Here is a 19,250-nt window from a genome sequence, read left to right as displayed (position 1 = left end):
TCTGGTGAACGAATACAACGAGCGGAGTACCTTGCGGCGGATGCGCGCCTTGCTGTCGATCAACGATCCCCGCTGGGGACGTAGCGAAGGCAAGGGCAACGACGGATCCCGTCCGCGTACGAACGAATCGAAGCGTCCGCCCGGCGGCGACGGTGACGGCCCGCCCGATCTCGACGAGATGTGGCGCAACTTCAACCGGCGTCTGAGCGGCCTGTTTGGCGGCAAGGGCGGCAACGGCTTCCGGCCCGACAACGGCCGGGCCGCGCGTGTCGGCGTCGGCATCGTGATCGGCGTGCTGGTCGCGGTCTATGCGGGCAGCGGGCTGTTCGTCGTGCAGGACGGCCAGACGGGTGTGGTGCTGCAACTCGGCAAGCTGTCGGGCACCGTCGGCCAGGGCGTGCACTGGCGCGCGCCGTATCCGTTCGCGTCGCACGAGATCGTCGATACGTCGCAGGTCCGTTCGATCGAGATCGGCCGCAACAACGTCGTGCGCCTCGCGAACGTCAAGGAAGCGGCAATGCTCACGCGCGATGCCGACATCGTCGACGTGCGCTTCGTCGTCCAGTACCGGATTCGTTCCGCAACCGATTACCTGTTCCGCAGCGTCGATCCCGAGCGCAGCGTGTCGCAGGCCGCGCAGGCCGCGGTGCGCGCGATCGTCGGCACGCGTAGTGCCGCCGACATGCTGAACCAGGATCGCGACGCGCTGCGCGAGCAGCTTTCGACCGCGATCCAGCGCGATCTCGACCGCTACCAGACCGGGCTTGAAGTCACGGCCGTCACGATGCAAAGCGTCGCGGCGCCGGAGCAGACGCAGGCCGCGTATGCGGAAGTGGCGAAGGCGCGCGACGAGCGCGAAGCCGCGAAGCGTGCCGCACAGGCTTACGCGAGCGACCTGCTGCCGAAGGCGCAGGGCGATGCCGCGAAACTCGTCGACGAAGCGAAGACATATGCCGATCGCGTGGTGACGGAGGCCGAAGGCGACGCCGACCGGTTCAAGCAGGCCTATGCGCAGTATTCGAAGGCGCCCGCGGTGATTCGCGAGCGGATGTACCTCGAGACGATGCAGGAAATCTATTCGAACACGACGAAGGTGTTCGTCGGCAACAAGGGCGGCAACAGCGTCGTGTATCTGCCGCTCGACAAGATCGTCGAGCAGGGGCGACAAAACGCCGCGGCGTCCGCAGGCGCATCCACGCCCGACGCGGCCTCGGCGTCGGCACCGGCCGACGGCACGGCGAGTGCGCCGGCCAGCGCGGCTTCGGCCGCCGCCGCGCCGGCAGCGGGCAGCGACGTGCTGCGGTCGCGCGAAGCGTTCCGCAGCCGCTCGCGCGAAGACGATCTGAAGTAACGGAGAGCGCAGAACATGAACCGAATCATTGCGCTCGTCGTCGCAATCGTGATCGTTGCCTTCGCGGCATCGTCGACGGTCCTGACCGTCGATCCGCGCCATGCGGCCGTGCTGTCGGGCCGTGACGGCGCGCAGCCCGAACTCGCGGGCCCCGGCATTCACTTCAAGCTGCCGCCGCCGCTGCAGACGGCGACGCTGATCGATACGCGCCTGCAGTCGCTCGAGTCGTCGGACCCGCTGCAGCTCGCGACGCAGGACAAGCACGACCTGCTCGTCGCGTACGCGGTCAAATACCGGATCAGCGATCCGATGAAGTATTTCACGGCATCCAGCGGCGATCCGGCGGCCGCCAACGAACGTCTGGCCGGTGCGCTGAAGAGTGCGCTGGGCGACGCATTCGGCAAGCGCGCGCTCGACGACGCGCTCGGCGGCCAGCGCGAGATCGCCGATGCGGCGCGCGATGCGGTGCGGGAGAAGGCGTCCGGCTTCGGCATCGACGTGGTCGACGTCCAGCTCACGCGTGTCGATCTGCCGGCCGCGCAAACGGACGCCGTCTATCAGCGGATGATTACCGCGCTGCGCGACCAGGCCGCCCAGGTGCGTGCCGAGGGCGCTGCCGACGTCGAACAGATCAAGGCCGATGCGGAACGCGAACAGCAGGCCGTGCTCGCGAATGCGTACAAGTCCGCGCAGACGATCAAGGGCGAGGGCGACGCGAAGGCCGCGACGATCGCCGCCGATGCGTTCGGCCGCGACCCGCAGTTCTACCAGTTCTACGCGAGCCTGCAGGCTTACCGGAATACCTTCAAGCGCAACGACATCATCGTCGTCGATCCCGACAGCGAGTTCTTCCGTTTCATGCGCAGCCCGACGGGCGGTGCCGCACCGGCGGCACCCGCTCCCCGCAAACACTGACTTGGGGCGCCGCGACGAGCGGCGCCGTCGCTCGCATGGATCTGGCTGGCTCGTTGTTGCTCGCGGTAGCACTGATGCTGATCATCGAGGGGGCGTTCCCCTTCGTATTTCCCGTCGCCTGGCGCGACACGTTTCGTAGAATAGCGGAGCGGCCGCCGCATCATATCCGGATCGGCGGGCTCATCGTGATGGCGCTCGGGCTCGTCCTGCTGCTGCTCGCCACCTGACCCGGACGGCGCATCCGCCGTTCGTTCCGCCCGATTCCGATTTCCGATTCATTTCGCGGCGCGCGTGTCGCGCCCTGTTTCCCGTCGTAGGACCGTACCGATGTCGACCTGGTTACTTCCCGAGAATATCGCCGACGTGCTGCCGTCGGAAGCGCGCAAGATCGAGGAGCTGCGTCGCAGGCTGCTCGACCGCTTCCGTTCGTACGGCTACGAAATGGTGATGCCGCCGCTGCTCGAATATCTCGAGTCGCTGCTGACGAGCGGCGGCGCCGACCTGCGCCTGCGCACCTTCAAGCTGGTCGACCAGCTGTCGGGCCGCACGCTCGGCTTGCGCGCGGACATCACGCCGCAGGTCGCGCGCATCGACGCGCACCTGCTGAATCGCCAGGGCGTGACGCGCCTCTGCTATGCGGGCCACGTGATGCATACGCGTCCGCGCGGCCTGCACGCGACGCGCGAACAGATCCAGATCGGCGCCGAAATCTACGGCCATGCGGGGCTGGAAGCCGATCTCGAGATTCAGCAACTGATGCTCGAGGCGTTGCATCTCGCGGGTCTGTCGCGGATCCGCCTGGATCTGTGCCACGCTGGCGTGCTCGCGGCACTGCTCGCGCGTGACGCACAGGCGGCCGCGCGCGGCGAGGAACTGCACGACGCGCTGTCGGGCAAGGACGTGCCGCTGCTGAACGAATTGACGGACGATCTGGGCGCCGACACACGCGCGGCACTGCGCGCACTGCCGGATCTGTACGGCGACGCGAGCGTGCTCGACGAGGCGCGCTCGCGCCTGCCGGTGCTGCCCGAAATCACGCGCGCGCTCGACGATCTCGCGCAGCTCGCGGCGCAGGCCAAGGGCGTCGAAGTGGCGATCGATCTTGCCGACCTGCGCGGCTACGCGTACTACAGCGGCGCGATGTTTACGGCCTACGTCGACGGCGTGCCGAACGCGATCGCGCGCGGCGGCCGCTACGACAACGTCGGCCAGGCATACGGCCGGGCCCGTCCCGCGACGGGCCTGTCGCTTGACCTGCGCGAGCTCGCGCGGATCTCGCCGGTCGAGGCGCGCGGCGCCGCGATCCTCGCGCCCTGGGTGCACGACGACGCGCTGCGCGCGGCCGTCGCGGCGCTGCGCGATGCGGGCGAGGTCGTGATCCAGGCATTGCCGGGGCACGATCATGTGCTCGACGAATTCGCGTGCGACCGTTCGCTCGTCGAACGCAACGGCGCGTGGGTGGTCGAGCCCCGTTAAACAGGCGTTCGCGGGCTGTCGTTCGGCGTGCATATCGTTGAAGCGAAACGGAAAAATTCGGAATCGCCCGCGAACATAGGTAGAATACGTTTTTAACCAGCTAACGAATCAACATGTCTGCCAGCGCAGTGAACGTGACTCCCGGGCGCAATGTCGTCGTCGTGGGAACGCAATGGGGTGATGAAGGCAAGGGCAAGATCGTCGACTGGCTGACGGACCACGCTCAGGGCGTCGTGCGTTTCCAGGGCGGTCACAACGCCGGCCACACCCTCATCATCGGTGGCAAGAAAACCATCTTGCGCCTCATTCCGTCGGGCATCATGCGTGAAGGCGTCGCCTGCTACATCGGCAACGGCGTCGTCCTGTCCCCCGAGGCACTGTTCAAGGAAATCGGCGAGCTGGAAGAGGCCGGCGTGAACGTGCGCGACCGCCTGTTCATTTCCGAAGCAACGACGCTGATCCTGCCGTACCACATCGCGATCGACCAGGCGCGCGAAGCGCGCAAGGGCGCGGGCAAGATCGGTACGACCGGCCGCGGCATCGGCCCCGCGTACGAAGACAAGGTCGGCCGCCGCGCGCTGCGCGTGCAGGATCTGTTCGACGCGAAGACCTTCGCCGATCGCCTGCGCGAAAACCTCGATTTCCACAACTTCGTGCTGACCCAGTACCTGGGCGCCGCGGCCGTCGATTTCCAGGCCACGCTCGACACGATGCTCGGCTATGCCGATCGCCTGAAGCCGATGGTGGCCGACGTGTCGCGCCGTCTGTACGACGCGAACAACGCCGGTCAGAACCTGCTGTTCGAAGGCGCGCAAGGCACGCTGCTCGACATCGACCACGGCACCTATCCGTTCGTCACGTCGAGCAACTGCGTCGCGGGTGCGGCCTCGGCCGGCGCCGGCGTCGGTCCGCAAAAGCTGAATTACATCCTCGGCATCACGAAGGCGTACTGCACGCGCGTCGGCTCGGGCCCGTTCCCGAGCGAACTGTACGATGCGGACAATCCGCAGCGTCAGGACCAGGTCGGCGTCACGCTGGCGAACGTCGGCAAGGAATTCGGCTCGGTGACCGGCCGTCCGCGCCGTACGGGCTGGCTCGACGCAGCCGCGCTGCGCCGCTCGATCCAGATCAACGGCGTGTCGGGCCTGTGCATGACGAAGCTCGACGTGCTCGACGGTCTCGATGAAGTGAAGCTGTGCGTCGGCTACAAGATCGACGGCAAGGACGCCGACATCCTGCCGCGCGGCGCAGCCGACGTGGCGCGTTGCGAGCCGGTGTACGAAACGTTCGCCGGCTGGAAGGAAAGCACCGTCGGCATCAAGACGTGGGACGCGCTGCCGGCGAATGCGCAGGCATACCTGGCCCGTGTCCAGGAAGTGGCTGGCGTGCCGGTGGACATGGTGTCGACCGGCCCGGACCGCGACGAAACGATCCTGCTCCGCCATCCGTTCAAGGTTTAATTTTCAGCATGACGCAGCAAATCACGATGACAGCGGCAGACTTGATGACTGATCCGCGCAACGACGACAAGAATCTGTGGGTGGGCTGGGACGAATACCATCGTCTGATCGAACTGCTCGCGCTCCAGGTGCATGCTTCGGGCTGGAAGTTCGACCAGATCCTGTGCCTCGCGCGCGGCGGTCTGCGCGTCGGCGACCAGCTGTCGCGGATCTATGACGTTCCGCTGGCGATCCTCGCGACGAGTTCGTACCGCGAAGCGGCCGGTACCGAGCAGGGCGAGCTGGACATCGCGCAGTACATCACGATGACGCGCGGCAACCTCGCGGGCAACGTGCTGCTGGTCGACGATCTGGTCGATTCGGGCGTCACGCTCGCGCGGGTGCAGGAGCACCTGAAGGAGCGTTATCCGTCCGTCACGGCCGTGCGTTCGGCCGTGCTCTGGTACAAGGGTTGCTCGAAGGTCAAGCCCGACTATCACACGCAGTATCTGCCGACGAATCCGTGGATTCATCAGCCGTTCGAGGAGTGGGACACGGTTCGTCCGCACAATCTCGAGGCGTGGATCAAGCGCGGTCGCGCGCAGCGCGACGGTTCAGGCGCGTAAGCGGCCGGCCGATCGAAGGAAAGCCTTGTACGGCGCCGCTTGCGGCGCCGTTTTTCATTGGCGGACCGGATGTGTCCGCGCGACAATCGGCATGCGCGGTAGGCAGACGGCGCGGCCCCGGCTATGATGGCAGCCCTGCCACAGCTCGTGCCGTATTGCATGCGCAGCGTAAGGTCACGTGGTTTCAGGGCAACAGCGCAGGGCGGCGTTTCACGGGGGCGCGAGTAGAATAGCGCTCGTTTTGTCCGAATCGGACCCGATTATTACGCTTCATATGAACGACACGATCCAGGCGACCGACGCGGCCCACGCGAATTCGACACACCAACATTCGATGCGGGCGCTTGCGATAGCAGCCATCGGCGTCGTGTTCGGCGATATCGGCACGAGCCCGCTGTATTCGCTGAAGGAGGCGTTCAGCCCCGCACACGGCATTCCGCTCACCGAGAGCTCGATCCTCGGCGTGATCTCGCTGCTGTTCTGGGCGATCATCCTCGTGGTCGGCGTCAAGTACCTGCTGTTCGTGATGCGGGCCGACAACAACGGCGAGGGCGGCGTGCTCGCGCTGATGGCGCTGTCGCTGCGGCCGCTCGATTCGAAAACCCGCGTCGCGGGCGCGCTGATGGCGCTCGGGATATTCGGCGCGTGCATGTTCTACGGCGACGCGGTGATCACGCCGGCGATTTCCGTGATGTCAGCGGTCGAAGGTCTCGAGATCGCGACACCGCACCTGTCCCATCTCGTGCTGCCGATCACGATCGTGATCCTGATCGCGCTGTTCTGGATCCAGCGTCACGGCACCGCGATGGTCGGCAAGCTGTTCGGCCCGATCATGGTGCTGTGGTTCATCGCGATCGCGGCACTCGGCGTGTATCACATCCTGCGCGTGCCGGGCATCATCGCGGCAATCAACCCGTATTACGCTGCGTCGTTCATGTCGGAGCACCTGCTGCAGGCGTACGTCGTGCTGGGCTCCGTGGTGCTGGTGCTGACCGGTGCGGAAGCGCTCTACGCGGACATGGGCCACTTCGGCGCGAAGCCGATCCGCCTGGCCGCGTACGGGCTCGTGATGCCGTCGCTCGTGCTGAACTACTTCGGCCAGGGCGCGCTGCTGATCCAGAATCCGAAGGCGATCGAAAACCCGTTCTTCCTGCTCGCGCCGGACTGGGCGCTGCTGCCGCTCGTCGTGCTGTCGACGGTGGCAACCGTGATCGCGTCGCAGGCGGTGATCTCGGGCGCGTATTCGCTGACGTCGCAGGCGATCCAGCTCGGCTACGTGCCGCGCATGAAGGTGCTGCACACGTCCGAACTGGCGATCGGCCAGATCTACGTGCCGGTCGTGAACTGGCTGCTGCTGTTCGTGATCCTCTGCATCGTGGTCGGCTTCAAGAGTTCCGACAACCTCGCGGCCGCGTACGGTATCGCGGTGACCGCGACGATGGTGATCACGACCGTGCTGGCGTGCGTCGTGATGGTGAAGGTGTGGAACTGGAACCGGCTGCTGGTCGGCGCGATCATCGCGGTGTTCCTCGCGATCGACCTCGGCTTCTTCGGCGCGAACCTGCTGAAGGTTGCGCAGGGCGGCTGGCTGCCGCTCGGCATCGGCGCGCTGCTGTTCTTCCTGCTGATGACCTGGTACAAGGGGCGGCACATCGTCAAGGAACGCACGGCGGCCGACGGTATTCCGCTCGAGCCGTTCCTGCAAGGGCTGCTCGCGCATCCGCCGCACCGCGTGTCGGGCACCGCGATCTACCTGACCGGCAACGACACGCTCGTGCCCGTGAGCCTGCTGCACAACCTGAAGCACAACAAGGTGCTGCACGAGCGGACCATTTTCCTGACGTTCGTCACGCGCGACATTCCTTACGTGCGCGACGACAAGCGCCTGAGTTCGCGCGATGCGAGCGGCGGCCTCTACATCGTCAAGGCGCAGTACGGCTTCAACGAGACACCGGACGTGAAGGCGGTGCTCGAGGAGTTCGGCCGCACGCACGACATGACGTTCGAGTTGATGGACACGTCGTTCTTCCTCGCGCGCGAGACGGTCGTGCCGACGCATCTGCCGGGCATGTCGATCTGGCGCGAGCGCGTGTTCGCGTGGATGCACCAGAACGCGGCGAAGCCGACCGACTTCTTCTCGATTCCGGCGAACCGCGTCGTCGAGCTCGGTACCAAGATCGAGATCTGAACACCGCGTGCGGGCCCCGCATGCGGCCCATGCCGATCCGGTCGCGTGCTTACCGTTCGAACCATGAAAAAGCCCGCCATTCGGCGGGCTTTTTGTCGTCGGTCGACAGCGTTCGCGTGCTCAGCGCTTGAGCTTCGCGAATGCCGCGGCCATGGCGCCGGCCGGTTCCGGCTCGCGCGAGCGCTGCGGGCGTGCCGCGCCGCGGCCGGCGTTGCCGCGATCCTGGCCGCCGCGCGGCGCCATGCCGGGTGCCGCCGCTTCGTCGTCGAGGCGCATCGTCAGCGCAATGCGCTGGCGCTTCACGTCGACGTCGATCACCTTGACCTTGACGACCTGGCCCGCCTTCACGACTTCGTGCGGATCCTTGATGAACTTCGTCGACATCGCGGACACGTGGACGAGGCCGTCCTGGTGCACGCCGATGTCCACGAACGCGCCGAATGCGGCGACGTTCGTCACGACCCCTTCGAGCAGCATGCCGGGCATCAGGTCGGAGACCTTCTCGACGCCGTCGCGGAACGTTGCGGTCTTGAATTCCGGACGCGGGTCGCGGCCCGGCTTCTCCAGTTCGGACAGAATGTCGCGCACGGTCGGCAGGCCGAAACGTTCGTCAACGAATTCTGCCGGCGACAGGCCGGACAGCGAGTCGCGGCTGCCGAGCACGTCGTCGATCCGCTTGCTGATCTTCGCGAGGATCCGCTGGACGACCGGATAGGCTTCCGGGTGCACCGACGAGCGATCGAGCGGGTTCTCGCCGCCGTTGATGCGCAGGAAGCCGGCCGCCTGTTCGAAGGTCTTGTCGCCGAGCCGCGGCACCTTGCGCAGGTGTTCGCGCGACGGGAACGGGCCGTTCGCGTCGCGGTAGTCGACGATGTTGCGCGCGAGCGTCGCGTTCAGGCCCGATACGCGGGCGAGCAGCGCGACCGACGCGGTGTTCGCGTCGACGCCGACCGCGTTCACGCAATCCTCGACCACCGCGTCGAGCGAGCGGGCGAGTTCACGCTGGTTCACATCGTGCTGGTACTGGCCGACGCCGATCGCTTTCGGCTCGATCTTCACGAGTTCGGCGAGCGGATCCTGCAGGCGGCGGGCGATCGACACGGCGCCACGCAGCGACACGTCCATTTCCGGGAATTCCTTCGCAGCGAGTTCGGACGCCGAGTAGACCGATGCGCCGGCTTCCGACACGACAATCTTCTGCAGTCGCAGTTCGGGGTGCTTCGCGATCAGTTCGCTCGCGAGCTTGTCGGTTTCGCGCGACGCGGTGCCGTTGCCGATGCTGATCAGCTCGGCCTGCGTCTGCGCGGCGATGCGCGCGAGCTTCGCGAGCGAGCCGTCCCAGTCGCGGCGCGGTTCGTGCGGGTAGATCGTGTCGGTGGCGAGCACTTTGCCGGTGCGGTCGACGACGGCGACCTTCACGCCGGTGCGCAGGCCGGGGTCGAGACCGATCACGGCCTTCGGGCCGGCCGGCGCGGCCAGCAGCAGATCCTTCAGGTTGCGTGCGAACACGCGGATCGCTTCGGCTTCGGCCGTTTCACGCAGTTGCGTGAGCAGTTCGTTCTCGATGTGCGGCTGCACCTTCACGCGCCAGCACCAGCGGCACACGTCGGACAGCCACTTGTCGGCCGGGCGGCCCTGGTTCGCGATCCCGACATGGCGCGCGATCATCGCTTCGCCGGGGTGCGGCACCTGCGCGTCGAGCTCTTCGCCGAGGCCGAGCTTGACGGTCAGCACGCCGGCGTTGCGGCCGCGGAACAGCGCGAGCGCGCGGTGCGACGGCACGGTCCGGATCGTTTCCGCGTAATCGTAGTAGTCGCGGAACTTCTCGCCTTCCTCGTTTTCCTTGCCTTCGACGACCGCCGACGACACGACGCCCTGGCTGTGCAGGTAGTCGCGCAGCTTGCCGAGCAGCTCGGCGGTTTCGCCGAATTGCTCGGACAGGATGTCGCGCGCGCCGTCGAGCGCGGCCTTCACGTCGGCAACGCCCTTGTCAGCGTCGACGTAGGCGGCGGCCTCCGTCTGCGGGTCGAGCAGCGGGTTTGCGAGCAGCGCCTGCGCGAGCGGCTCCAGGCCGGCTTCGCGGGCGATCTGCGCGCGCGTGCGGCGCTTCGGCTTGTACGGCAGATAAAGGTCTTCGAGCACCTGCTTGCTGTCGGCCGCGCCGATCGCGGCGCGCAGCTCGTCGGTCAGCTTGCCTTGCTCGTCGATGCTCGACAGGATCGTCGCGCGGCGATCCTCGAGCTCGCGCAGATACAGGAGGCGTTCCTCGAGCTGGCGCAGCTGCGTGTCGTCCAGGTTGCCGGTCACTTCCTTGCGGTACCGGGCAATGAACGGAACGGTCGAGCCTTCGTCGAGGAGTTGCACGGCCGCCGCGACCTGGCGCGGCTGGACGGACAGTTCGGTGGCGATGCGCTGTACGATCTTGAGTGCTACGGTTTCCGTCATGTCGTGGATGATCTGCCTGCTGAAATCGCGGCGCGGGCCGGCAGGCCGCGCGGCGGGCTGCGTGACGGGCCCGCCGGACCAGATGCCGCGGGTGAGTGAAGCGGGGCATTTTGCCATAAATGGCGGAGCCTCCAGCCGGGGGTGATAGAATTTGACACATGTCCCGCAGCTTTCCTACGACGTTGCCAACTTCCCGCATTTCTCTCGTCGCGCTCGGCGCAGCGCTCGTCGCGGCTTTGTCCGCAGGGCCTTGCGCCGCGTACGCGCAGGCATCGGGCGCAGTCGCGCCGGATGCCGCCACAGCCGCGCCCGTAGCGGCTTCCGCCACGCAGGATTTTGACTCCCGTCAAAAAGTGCTCAATCAACGTTCCGCGGAAAACGATTATCGTTATGCGGTGGCGGAGCACGATTGCTACAGCAAGTTCTTCGTCAATCACTGTCTCGGCAATGCGCGCGACCAGATGCGCGAGGAGCGGGCGAGCATTCGCCAGGAGCAACTCGCGCTCGACGACGAGCAGCGCGCGGTCCGTGCGCAGCAGCGTGACCAGCAGCAGGCGCTGAAGCAGGCGCAGAATGCGGCGGAAGCGCCGCAGCGGGCGGCGACCGACGCGGCGAACGCGGCTGCGTTCCGCGACAAGCAGGAGCAGAATGCACTGAAGCAGGCGCAACGCGGCGCGGAAGGGCCGCAGCATGCCGCGAACAAGCAGGCATACGACCAGAAGCAGGCGGATTTCCAGCGCAAGCTCGACCAGGCGCACCAGCAGGCCGCGCAGAAGGCGCAGGAGCGGGCGGACAACACCGCGCGCTACCAGCAGAAGCAGCAGGAAGCCGCACAGCACAAGGCCGATATCGAACGGCGTCAGCAGGAAGCGGCCGAAAAGGCCAAGCAGCAGCAACAGCAGGGGCAGTAACGTGTTGGATTGAACCGGAATCAGTCTCGAGCGTGTCGGCACGCCAGTCGGCGCGCTGCTTCGATGAGGAGGCAAGTATGCAAAACCGTCACACGGAACAGCAGCAGGAATTGCATAACCGTTTGGCTGCATTGCAGGAGCAGCACCAGCAGCTCGCTCGGGAGATCGAGCTGAAAGAAGGGCACTCCGACATCGACGACGTCACGCTGCACCGGCTGAAGAAGGAAAAGCTGGCTGCCAAGGACAAAATCATTTTGCTGCAATCGCAGCTGGAACCGGATAAGCGCGCTTGAGCGCGGCCTGGCGAGCGCCGGCGCCGCCCGGGCGCTGGACACAGGAACGCTTGCCTTGAATTCACCGCTTGAAGCCACCCCCGATGCCCGGCGTGACGCGTCGTCCGCCGGGCGCGTTCGTGCGCCCGAAGGCACCTTTGAGCTGAGCCGCAAGCGTGTCGACGAGCTCGACACGATCTTCGGCGAAGGCGGGCTGCTTGCGCGTGCGCTCGACGGATATCACCCGCGCCTGTCGCAGATCGAAATGGCGCGCGCTGTCGCGTCCGCGATGGAGGCGTCCGCGCGCCGGATGCCCGAGCCGGAGATTTTCGAGACCCGCAAGCGGCCGGCACGCCGGCTCGGCGACGGCGACAAGGCGGCCGAAGCGGCCGCGGACGGCGTGGTCGCGGCCGAGTCCGACAGCGACAGCGGCGACAACACGCTGATCGTCGAAGCCGGCACCGGTACGGGCAAGACCTACGCGTATCTGGTGCCCGCGATGCTGTGGGGCGGCAAGGTGATCGTGTCGACCGGCACGAAGCACCTGCAGGATCAGCTCTTTCAGCGCGACATCCCGACGGTGCGCAACGCGCTCGCGGTGCCGGTGACGGTCGCGATGCTCAAGGGCCGCTCGAACTACCTGTGCCATTACTACCTGCAGCGCACGGCCGACAACGGTCGCCTGCCGTCGCGACAGGACACCGCGTATCTGCAGGAAATCGTCCGTTTCGCGAAAGTCACCAAGAGCGGCGACAAGGCCGAACTCGCGAGCGTGCCGGAGACGGCGCCCGTGTGGGCGATGGTCACGTCGACGCGCGACAACTGCCTCGGCCAGGAGTGCCCGCACTACAAGGAATGCTTCGTGATGCAGGCGCGACGCGAGGCGCAGCAGGCCGACATCGTCGTCGTCAACCATCACCTGTTTTTCGCGGACATCATGCTGCGCGACACGGGGATGGCCGAACTGCTGCCGAACGCGAACACGGTGATCTTCGACGAAGCGCATCAGTTGCCGGAGACCGCGACGCTGTTCTTCGGCGAGACGCTGTCGACCACGCAGATCCTCGAACTCGCGCGCGACACGGTGGCCGAAGGCCTCGGTCATGCGCGCGATGCGGTCGAGTGGGTGAAGCTCGGCGGCGATCTCGAGCGTGCGGCGCGCGACCTGCGCCTCGCATTCGCGAACGACCAGATCGTGCGCATGTCGCTCGCGCAGCTCGGCGACGATCATCCGATGTTCGGCGCGCTGGACGCGCTCGAGACGGCGCTCGATGCGCTCGCATCGGCGCTTGCGAGCCAGGCGGAGCGGGCGGAATCGCTCGGTGCGTGCTTGCGGCGCGCCCGCGAGCTGCAGGATCTGCTGGCCGGCTGGGTGACGCCTGGCGCGGCGGAAGCGGCGGCGAAGGCCGACGCTGCGGCAGCCGGCGACAAGGCAGCCACTGATGGCGACCCGAACGAGAAGGTGCGCTGGGTCGAAGTGTTCGCGCATACCGTGCAGCTGCACGAAACGCCGCTGTCGGTCGCGCCGATTTTCGCGAAGCAGCGCGCCGGCGTGCCGCGTGCATGGGTCTTCACGTCGGCGACGCTGTCGGTGCGCGGTGACTTCACGCACTACGCGGCGCAGATGGGCCTCAGTTCGCGGCGCTCGATGACGCTCGCGAGCCCGTTCGACTATCAGACGCAGGGCCTGCTGTACGTGCCGCGCAACCTGCCGCAGCCGTCGTCGCCGGCATTTACCGATGCGGTGTTCGACGCCGCGCTGCCGGCGATCGAGGCGTCGGGCGGCGGCGTGTTCATGCTGTGCACGACGCTGCGCGCGGTTGACCGGATCGCGTCGAAGCTGCGCGACGTGATCGAATCGCGCGGCTGGAATACGCCGCTTCTCGTGCAGGGCGATGCGAGCCGTACCGAGCTGCTCGATCGCTTCCGTTCGTACGGGAATGCGATCCTCGTCGGCAGCCAGAGCTTCTGGGAAGGCGTCGACGTGCGCGGCGACGCGCTGTCGCTCGTCGTGATCGACAAGCTGCCGTTCGCGCCGCCCGACGATCCGGTGCTGGCGGCGCGGCTCGATGCGCTCACCAAGAAGGGCCTGAGCCCGTTCGCGGTTCACCAGTTGCCGCAGGCCGTGATCACGCTGAAGCAGGGCGCGGGGCGCCTGATTCGTGCGGAGACGGATCGCGGCGTGCTGATGATCTGCGACACGCGGCTCGTCGACAAGCCATACGGCAGGCGGATCTGGCAGAGCCTGCCGCCGTTCAAGCGCACTCGCGAGATCGCGGTCGTGCAGGACTTCTTCGACGAGCATCGCGCGCAAGAGCGCGCGTGAGCGCATGCCGCGTGTGCTTGTCCGGCACGCGGCGCCAATAAAAAACCCGGCTCGATGGCCGGGTTTTTTTATCTGCCGCGGATGGGGCTCAGAACTGCCACCACGACTTCTTCGCGCCGGGGCGCGAATGGCCGGTGATGTACGGGCTGTCCGGGAACGTACCGGCGAGCACGCGCTTCGTGTCATCGGCGAGTTGCGGCTGGTTCAGCTTGCCGTACGACAGGATCATGATGTGCAGCGCGTCCTCGATGGCCGGCGCGCCCTTGTAGTCCTTGATCGCGAGCTGCGCGCGGTTGATCGCCGCCACGTAGGCGCCGCGCCGATAGTAGTAGTCGGCCGCGTGCACTTCGTGCGATGCGAGCGCGTTGACGATGTAGCGCATCCGGGCCGCGGCGTCGGGTGCGTACTTGCTCTTCGGGTAGCGGTCGACGACGACCTTGAACGCATCGTACGATTCGCGCAGTGCCTGCGGATCGCGCTCGCTCATGTCCTGGCCGGAGAAGCGGCCGAACAGGCCCAGATCGTCGTTGAAGTGGATCATCCCCTTCAGGTAGTACGCATACGGGATGTCCGGATGATCCGGGTGGAGCTGAATGAAGCGGTCGACGGCCTGGTCGGCGGCTGCCGCTTCGTTGTCCTTCCAGTTGCAGTACGCGACGTTGATCTGCGCCTGTTGCGCGAAATGGCCGAACGGATCGCGACCTTGCAGCGATTCGAAGTATTTCGCGCACTTGCCCCAGTCGCCGCCGGACAGTGCGTCCTGGGCCTCTGAGTATAATTTGTTGTTCGACCAGGTAGCCGTCTCGTCCTGCTTCTGCGGCAAGCCGTGGCAGCCGGCGATGAGGGCCGCGGCCGCTACCGCCGCAGCTCGGGCGGCGACGGTCTTGGCCGTACGTTTGGTCGAATTCATCATGCTCGCATGTCCTAGCTTCAAGTCTCGGTGACCCAGTCTAAATGACCCGTTCAAGTTCGCAGAATGCCCCGCGGGGCAAGCCAAATCGCGAAGATTATAGCCCAAGCGATCGGCCCGCCGACGCTGCGTCGGGGGATTCCCCCGATGACGATCTGGCTGCAGGCGCGATGCAGCCGCCTGTCGTGCCTTCCGCGGCGGCCGATGAGGCGCCGCGCATCGTCGAAGTGCCGCTGTCGCTCGCGGGCGAACGGCTCGACAAGGCGCTCGCCCAGCTGTTCCCCGAATTCTCCCGCAGCCGCCTGCAGAGCTGGATCGAGGCGCAGCGCGTGCTGGTCGACGGCGCGCCGGCGAAGATCCGCCAGCCGGTGCCGCTCGGCGCGAAGATCGAGCTCGTGCCCGACCTGCTGCCGGAGCAGCTGGCGTTTACGCCGGAGCCCGTGCCGCTCGACGTGATCTATGAGGACGACGCGCTCGTCGTCATCAACAAGCCGGCCGGGCTCGTCGTCCATCCGGCCGCCGGCAACTGGAGCGGCACGATCCTCAACGGCCTGCTGCATCGCTACGGCGACGCCGCGGCCGGCCTGCCGCGCGCGGGGATCGTCCACCGGCTCGACAAGGAGACGTCGGGCCTGATGGTGGTCGCACGCACGCTCGCCGCGCAGACCGACCTCGTGCGCCAGCTGCAGGCGCGCACGGTGAAGCGCCGCTATTTCGCGCTCGTCTGGGGGGCGATGCCCGAAGACGGCACGATCGACGCACCGATCGGCCGCGATCCGCGCGAGCGCACGCGCATGGCCGTCGTCACGGGCGCGTCGGGCAAGCCGGCGCGCACGCATTTCCGTACGGTTGACACATGCATGTGGCAACGTCAGCCGGTGTCCGCGATCCAGTGCGATCTCGAAACCGGCCGCACGCATCAGATCCGTGTGCACTGCTCGCACGTCGGGCACCCGCTGCTCGGCGATCCGGTGTACGGACGCGCGCGCGGCAAGCGCTCGGTCGCGCCGCTGCCGGACGGATTCGCGCGGCAGGCGCTGCATGCATGGCGGCTCGGCCTCGTGCATCCGGTCACGGGCAGGACGATGCAGTGGCGCTGCCCGTTGCCGGACGACATGAACGCGCTCGTCGCCGCGCTCGGATTCGGACAGGGCGACGAGGATTTCGACGATGAAGGCGCCTACGACGATGGCGATTTCGGCGGCGACTACGAGGACCACGACGACGCGTCGTATCCGGATGACGATGATGAGGAGTGAGTGCCGATGACGAACCTTGCGCCGTTGACATGGCAGGACTGCGTACGGCCCGACTGGCAGGTGTCGCCGCGCGTGCGCGCGCTGATCACGACGCGCGACGGCGGGGTCAGCGAAGGCCCGTACGGCCGCTGGCAGGACGGCGCCGAACGGCCGGGCGGCATGAATCTCGGCCTGCATACCGGTGACGATCCGGCGCATGTCGCCGCGAACCGCGCACGCCTGCTTGCGCTGGCAGGGCAGTCGAGCGCGGCATGGCTCGAGCAGGTTCATGGCGCGCAGATCGTGCGCGCGGACGAGGTGATCGATGCCGCGCCCGGTGCTGCTGCGCCCATGCAGGCCGACGCGAGCGTCACGGCGCGTGCGAATGCCGTGTGCGTCGTGATGGTCGCGGATTGCCTGCCGGTGCTGCTGTGCGATGCGCAGGGGCGCGCGGTCGGCGCCGCGCATGCGGGCTGGCGCGGGCTCGCGGCCGGTATCGTCGAGCAGACCGCGGCACGCGTCGCGGCGCTCGCCGGCGGCGCGACGAATGAACTCCATGCATACCTCGGGCCGGCGATCGGCCCGCAGGCGTTCGAAGTCGGCGCGGACGTACGCGATGCGTTTCTCGACACGGCTCCGCTGTCGGAGCATGATGACACACGGCAAGCGTTCGCCGCGATCGACGGCGCACCCGGCAAGTTTCTCGCCGATCTCTATGCGCTTGCACGCCTGCGCCTCGTTCGCGCGGGCGTCGCGCACATGAGCGGCGGGGCCGCCTGCACGGTCGCCGAACACGCGCGTTTCTATTCGTACCGGCGCGACCGTGTGACCGGCCGCATGGCCGCGGCGATCTGGCTGGCCGACTGATCGACTGATTGCGCGCGCTTTATTGCGCCGCGCAATCGCTTTATCTCGATATTGGCGCGGCAATGCGGCGTGGTATGGGCAATCGAATGAATAATCGCGAAGTCAAGTCGGTCAATATGTTTTATGTTTTGCCGGAAGCCTTGTCCCGCTTGTTGCGCACCGATTATCTCCGTGCGGAAATGTTCAGTGGTTTGACGCCGTGCTTCACATGGGGAAAACGATAATGATAAAAATACCGCACTGCGGCAGAATCTGGAGACGCCTCTCCAGAGCATGACGGCCCGGCTCGCAGCCGGCACGCCGCGCGCGAGCAGGATTTCACGATTGACGCTCACGAATCACCGGTAAGGCAGGTAATGACAGCATCGAAAAATTCGTCGACGTCCGCTCAGGCGGGCACTTCCGCGAGCAGCACCGGATTCGACCAGGCCACCCAGCCGATGCAGCAGATGTTCGAGGCATGGCTGAACGCATGGCGCGGTTTCGCCGATCCGGCGCGTGCCGCCACGGCGGCGAGCACGGCGAACCCGTTCGCCGCATTCCAGTTCCCGACATCGCTTCCGTTCCAGATGCCGTCGATGCCCGACCTGGGCAGCCTCGGCGGCATGGCGTCGCCGTTCGCCGGGCTGAAGCTGCCGGTCGCAGCGATTCCGCCCGAACGGCTCCGGAAACTGCAGGCCGACTATGCGCGCGACTGCATGACGCTGATGCAGCAGAGCGTCGCCGCGAAGCTCGAATCGCCTGAGCTGAAGGACCGCCGCTTCAGCGCGGACGCATGGAAGGCTTCGCCCGCGCATGCGTTCGCCGCGGCGTGGTATCTGCTCAACGCGCGTTATCTGCAGGAACTGGCCGACGCGCTCGAGACCGATCCGAAGACGCGCGAGCGCATCCGTTTCTCGGTCCAGCAATGGACGGCTGCCGCCGCGCCGAGCAATTTCCTCGCGCTCAATCCCGATGCGCAGAAATCGATTCTCGAGACGCAGGGCGAAAGCCTGCGGCAGGGGATGATGAACCTGCTCGGCGACATGCAGCGCGGCAAGATTTCGCAGACCGACGAATCGCAATTCGTGGTCGGCAAGAACCTCGGGTGTACCGAAGGCGCGGTCGTCTACGAGAACGACCTGATCCAGCTGATCCAGTACACGCCGAAGACGGACAAGGTGTTCGAGCGGCCGCTGCTGATCGTGCCGCCGTGCATCAACAAGTTCTACATCCTCGACCTGCAGCCCGAGAATTCGCTCGTCGCGCACGCGCTGTCGAGCGGCCATCAGGTGTTCCTCGTGTCGTGGCGCAATGCCGACGCGTCGGTCGCGCACAAGACGTGGGACGACTACATGAACGAAGGGCTGCTCGCGGCGATCGATGCCGTGCAGCAGGTCAGCGGCCGCGAGCAGATCAACACGCTCGGCTTCTGCGTCGGCGGCACGATGCTCGCGACGGCGCTGTCGGTGCTCGCCGCGCGCGGCGAACATCCGGCCGCGTCGATGACGCTGCTGACCGCGATGCTCGACTTCACCGATACCGGCATCCTCGACGTGTTCGTTGACGAGGCGCACGTGCAGATGCGCGAGCAGACCATCGGCGGCAAGAACGGCACGCCGCCGGGGTTGATGCGCGGCGTCGAATTCGCGAATACGTTCTCGTTCCTGCGACCGAACGACCTCGTGTGGAACTACGTGGTCGACAACTACCTGAAGGGCCGCACGCCCGCGCCGTTCGACCTGCTTTACTGGAACAGTGACTCGACGAGCCTGCCCGGCCCGATGTACGCGTGGTACCTGCGCAATACGTATCTCGAAAACAAGCTGCGCGTGCCTGGCGCGCTGACGGTGTGCGGCGAATCCGTCGACCTGTCGCGCATCGACGTGCCGACCTTCATCTACGGGTCGCGCGAGGATCACATCGTGCCGTGGCAGACCGCCTATGAATCGACGTCGATCCTGACGGGCCCGCTGAAGTTCGTGCTCGGCGCATCGGGTCACATTGCAGGCGTGATCAATCCGCCGGCGAAGAAAAAGCGCAGCTACTGGATCAACGACGGCGAACTGCCCGAATCCGCGGACGACTGGTTTGCCGGCGCGACCGAGCAGCCGGGCAGCTGGTGGACGACCTGGGCCGAATGGCTCGAGCAGTACGGCGGCCGCAAGGTGGCGCCGCCCGCGAAGCCCGGTTCCGCGCAGTTCCCGGTGATCGAGCCGGCGCCGGGCCGTTACGTGTTGCAGCGCGATTGACGAAAACCGGACAGCGGCGCACGCTGTCCGATGCACCGCAGTTTTTTTAACAGGG

The 19,250-nt window shown here is 66.6% G+C and carries 16 protein-coding genes; 14 read left to right on the top strand and 2 right to left on the bottom strand.

Translation table 11 applies throughout. The features are described 5' to 3' along the window. Positions 1 to 4 precede the first annotated feature (4 nt). The 7 genes from hflK (at position 5) to DCN14_RS23800 (ending at position 7,995) form a co-directional block, all read left to right on the top strand. Positions 5 to 1,351, top strand: a complete 1,347-nt coding sequence (hflK, locus tag DCN14_RS23830) for an FtsH protease activity modulator HflK (RefSeq protein ID WP_096508763.1) — start codon at positions 5 to 7, stop codon at positions 1,349 to 1,351. Positions 1,352 to 1,366: 15 nt separating this feature from the next. Then, complete coding sequence (locus DCN14_RS23825) at positions 1,367 to 2,266, top strand: protease modulator HflC (protein WP_096508764.1); 900 nt, start codon at positions 1,367 to 1,369, stop codon at positions 2,264 to 2,266. Positions 2,267 to 2,301: 35 nt separating this feature from the next. Beyond that, positions 2,302 to 2,493, top strand: coding sequence for a DUF2065 domain-containing protein (locus DCN14_RS23820; RefSeq protein ID WP_009687995.1), 192 nt, complete (start codon positions 2,302 to 2,304; stop codon positions 2,491 to 2,493). A gap of 100 nt (positions 2,494 to 2,593) precedes the next feature. Next, positions 2,594 to 3,742 carry an ATP phosphoribosyltransferase regulatory subunit gene (locus DCN14_RS23815; protein WP_096508765.1) on the top strand — a complete coding sequence of 383 codons (1,149 nt, stop codon included), beginning with the start codon at positions 2,594 to 2,596 and terminating at the stop codon, positions 3,740 to 3,742. 113 nt (positions 3,743 to 3,855) lie between these two features. Then, complete coding sequence (locus DCN14_RS23810) at positions 3,856 to 5,202, top strand: adenylosuccinate synthase (protein WP_096508766.1); 1,347 nt, start codon at positions 3,856 to 3,858, stop codon at positions 5,200 to 5,202. An 8-nt stretch (positions 5,203 to 5,210) separates the two neighbouring features. Further along, positions 5,211 to 5,807, top strand: coding sequence for a phosphoribosyltransferase (locus tag DCN14_RS23805; protein ID WP_021163124.1), 597 nt, complete (start codon positions 5,211 to 5,213; stop codon positions 5,805 to 5,807). A gap of 274 nt (positions 5,808 to 6,081) precedes the next feature. After that, positions 6,082 to 7,995, top strand: a complete 1,914-nt coding sequence (locus DCN14_RS23800; RefSeq protein ID WP_096508767.1) for a potassium transporter Kup — start codon at positions 6,082 to 6,084, stop codon at positions 7,993 to 7,995. A 120-nt stretch (positions 7,996 to 8,115) separates the two neighbouring features. On the opposite strand, the gene DCN14_RS23795 is transcribed toward DCN14_RS23800, so the two are convergent. After that, positions 8,116 to 10,440: a Tex family protein gene (locus DCN14_RS23795; protein WP_096508776.1), complete on the bottom strand. Its 2,325-nt coding sequence runs from the start codon at positions 10,438 to 10,440 to the stop codon at positions 8,116 to 8,118. 158 nt (positions 10,441 to 10,598) lie between these two features. Between DCN14_RS23795 and DCN14_RS23790 the strand changes: the two genes are divergently transcribed. The 3 genes from DCN14_RS23790 (at position 10,599) to DCN14_RS23780 (ending at position 13,949) form a co-directional block, all read left to right on the top strand. Beyond that, positions 10,599 to 11,351, top strand: coding sequence for a hypothetical protein (locus DCN14_RS23790; RefSeq protein ID WP_096508768.1), 753 nt, complete (start codon positions 10,599 to 10,601; stop codon positions 11,349 to 11,351). A 77-nt stretch (positions 11,352 to 11,428) separates the two neighbouring features. Then, positions 11,429 to 11,644: a YdcH family protein gene (locus DCN14_RS23785; RefSeq protein WP_096508769.1), complete on the top strand. Its 216-nt coding sequence runs from the start codon at positions 11,429 to 11,431 to the stop codon at positions 11,642 to 11,644. Positions 11,645 to 11,699: 55 nt separating this feature from the next. Next, positions 11,700 to 13,949 (top strand): ATP-dependent DNA helicase, encoded by a 2,250-nt coding sequence (locus DCN14_RS23780; protein ID WP_096508770.1) that lies wholly within the window; start codon positions 11,700 to 11,702, stop codon positions 13,947 to 13,949. 88 nt (positions 13,950 to 14,037) lie between these two features. Here DCN14_RS23780 and DCN14_RS23775 read toward each other — a convergent pair whose 3' ends face one another. Further along, positions 14,038 to 14,862, bottom strand: coding sequence for an outer membrane protein assembly factor BamD (locus tag DCN14_RS23775; protein WP_096508771.1), 825 nt, complete (start codon positions 14,860 to 14,862; stop codon positions 14,038 to 14,040). 41 nt (positions 14,863 to 14,903) lie between these two features. Between DCN14_RS23775 and DCN14_RS23770 the strand changes: the two genes are divergently transcribed. The 4 genes from DCN14_RS23770 to phaC all read left to right on the top strand — a co-directional run bounded on the left by DCN14_RS23770 (position 14,904) and on the right by phaC (position 19,195). Then, positions 14,904 to 16,118, top strand: coding sequence for an RluA family pseudouridine synthase (locus DCN14_RS23770; RefSeq protein WP_096508772.1), 1,215 nt, complete (start codon positions 14,904 to 14,906; stop codon positions 16,116 to 16,118). A 6-nt stretch (positions 16,119 to 16,124) separates the two neighbouring features. Continuing rightward, positions 16,125 to 16,964 carry a peptidoglycan editing factor PgeF gene (gene pgeF / locus DCN14_RS23765; RefSeq protein ID WP_096508773.1) on the top strand — a complete coding sequence of 280 codons (840 nt, stop codon included), beginning with the start codon at positions 16,125 to 16,127 and terminating at the stop codon, positions 16,962 to 16,964. Positions 16,965 to 16,972: 8 nt separating this feature from the next. Then, positions 16,973 to 17,188: a hypothetical protein gene (locus tag DCN14_RS38095; RefSeq protein ID WP_143331746.1), complete on the top strand. Its 216-nt coding sequence runs from the start codon at positions 16,973 to 16,975 to the stop codon at positions 17,186 to 17,188. Between the two features lie 132 nt (positions 17,189 to 17,320). Continuing rightward, complete coding sequence (gene phaC / locus DCN14_RS23760; protein ID WP_096508774.1) at positions 17,321 to 19,195, top strand: class I poly(R)-hydroxyalkanoic acid synthase; 1,875 nt, start codon at positions 17,321 to 17,323, stop codon at positions 19,193 to 19,195. Positions 19,196 to 19,250: the final 55 nt, after the last annotated feature.

This window comes from Burkholderia sp. IDO3 (genome assembly GCF_003366075.1).
Lineage (GTDB): Bacteria > Pseudomonadota > Gammaproteobacteria > Burkholderiales > Burkholderiaceae > Burkholderia > Burkholderia anthina.
Note: the sequence above shows the minus strand (reverse complement) of the source record. Positions and strands in the feature narration are given on the sequence as shown.

Excerpts from the sequence above, each read along its gene's own strand:
- DCN14_RS23810 (WP_096508766.1), top strand. The coding sequence starts at position 3,856 with ATGTCTGCCAGCGCAGTGAACGTGACTCCCGGGCGCAATGTCGTCGTC.
- DCN14_RS23795 (WP_096508776.1), bottom strand. The coding sequence starts at position 10,440 with ATGACGGAAACCGTAGCACTCAAGATCGTACAGCGCATCGCCACCGAA.
- DCN14_RS23775 (WP_096508771.1), bottom strand. The coding sequence starts at position 14,862 with ATGATGAATTCGACCAAACGTACGGCCAAGACCGTCGCCGCCCGAGCT.
- DCN14_RS23770 (WP_096508772.1), top strand. The coding sequence starts at position 14,904 with ATGACCCGTTCAAGTTCGCAGAATGCCCCGCGGGGCAAGCCAAATCGC.
- DCN14_RS23820 (WP_009687995.1), top strand. The coding sequence starts at position 2,302 with ATGGATCTGGCTGGCTCGTTGTTGCTCGCGGTAGCACTGATGCTGATC.
- DCN14_RS23785 (WP_096508769.1), top strand. The coding sequence starts at position 11,429 with ATGCAAAACCGTCACACGGAACAGCAGCAGGAATTGCATAACCGTTTG.
- DCN14_RS23800 (WP_096508767.1), top strand. The coding sequence starts at position 6,082 with ATGAACGACACGATCCAGGCGACCGACGCGGCCCACGCGAATTCGACA.
- DCN14_RS23790 (WP_096508768.1), top strand. The coding sequence starts at position 10,599 with ATGTCCCGCAGCTTTCCTACGACGTTGCCAACTTCCCGCATTTCTCTC.
- DCN14_RS23815 (WP_096508765.1), top strand. The coding sequence starts at position 2,594 with ATGTCGACCTGGTTACTTCCCGAGAATATCGCCGACGTGCTGCCGTCG.
- pgeF (WP_096508773.1), top strand. The coding sequence starts at position 16,125 with ATGACGAACCTTGCGCCGTTGACATGGCAGGACTGCGTACGGCCCGAC.
- phaC (WP_096508774.1), top strand. The coding sequence starts at position 17,321 with ATGACAGCATCGAAAAATTCGTCGACGTCCGCTCAGGCGGGCACTTCC.
- DCN14_RS23805 (WP_021163124.1), top strand. The coding sequence starts at position 5,211 with ATGACGCAGCAAATCACGATGACAGCGGCAGACTTGATGACTGATCCG.
- DCN14_RS23825 (WP_096508764.1), top strand. The coding sequence starts at position 1,367 with ATGAACCGAATCATTGCGCTCGTCGTCGCAATCGTGATCGTTGCCTTC.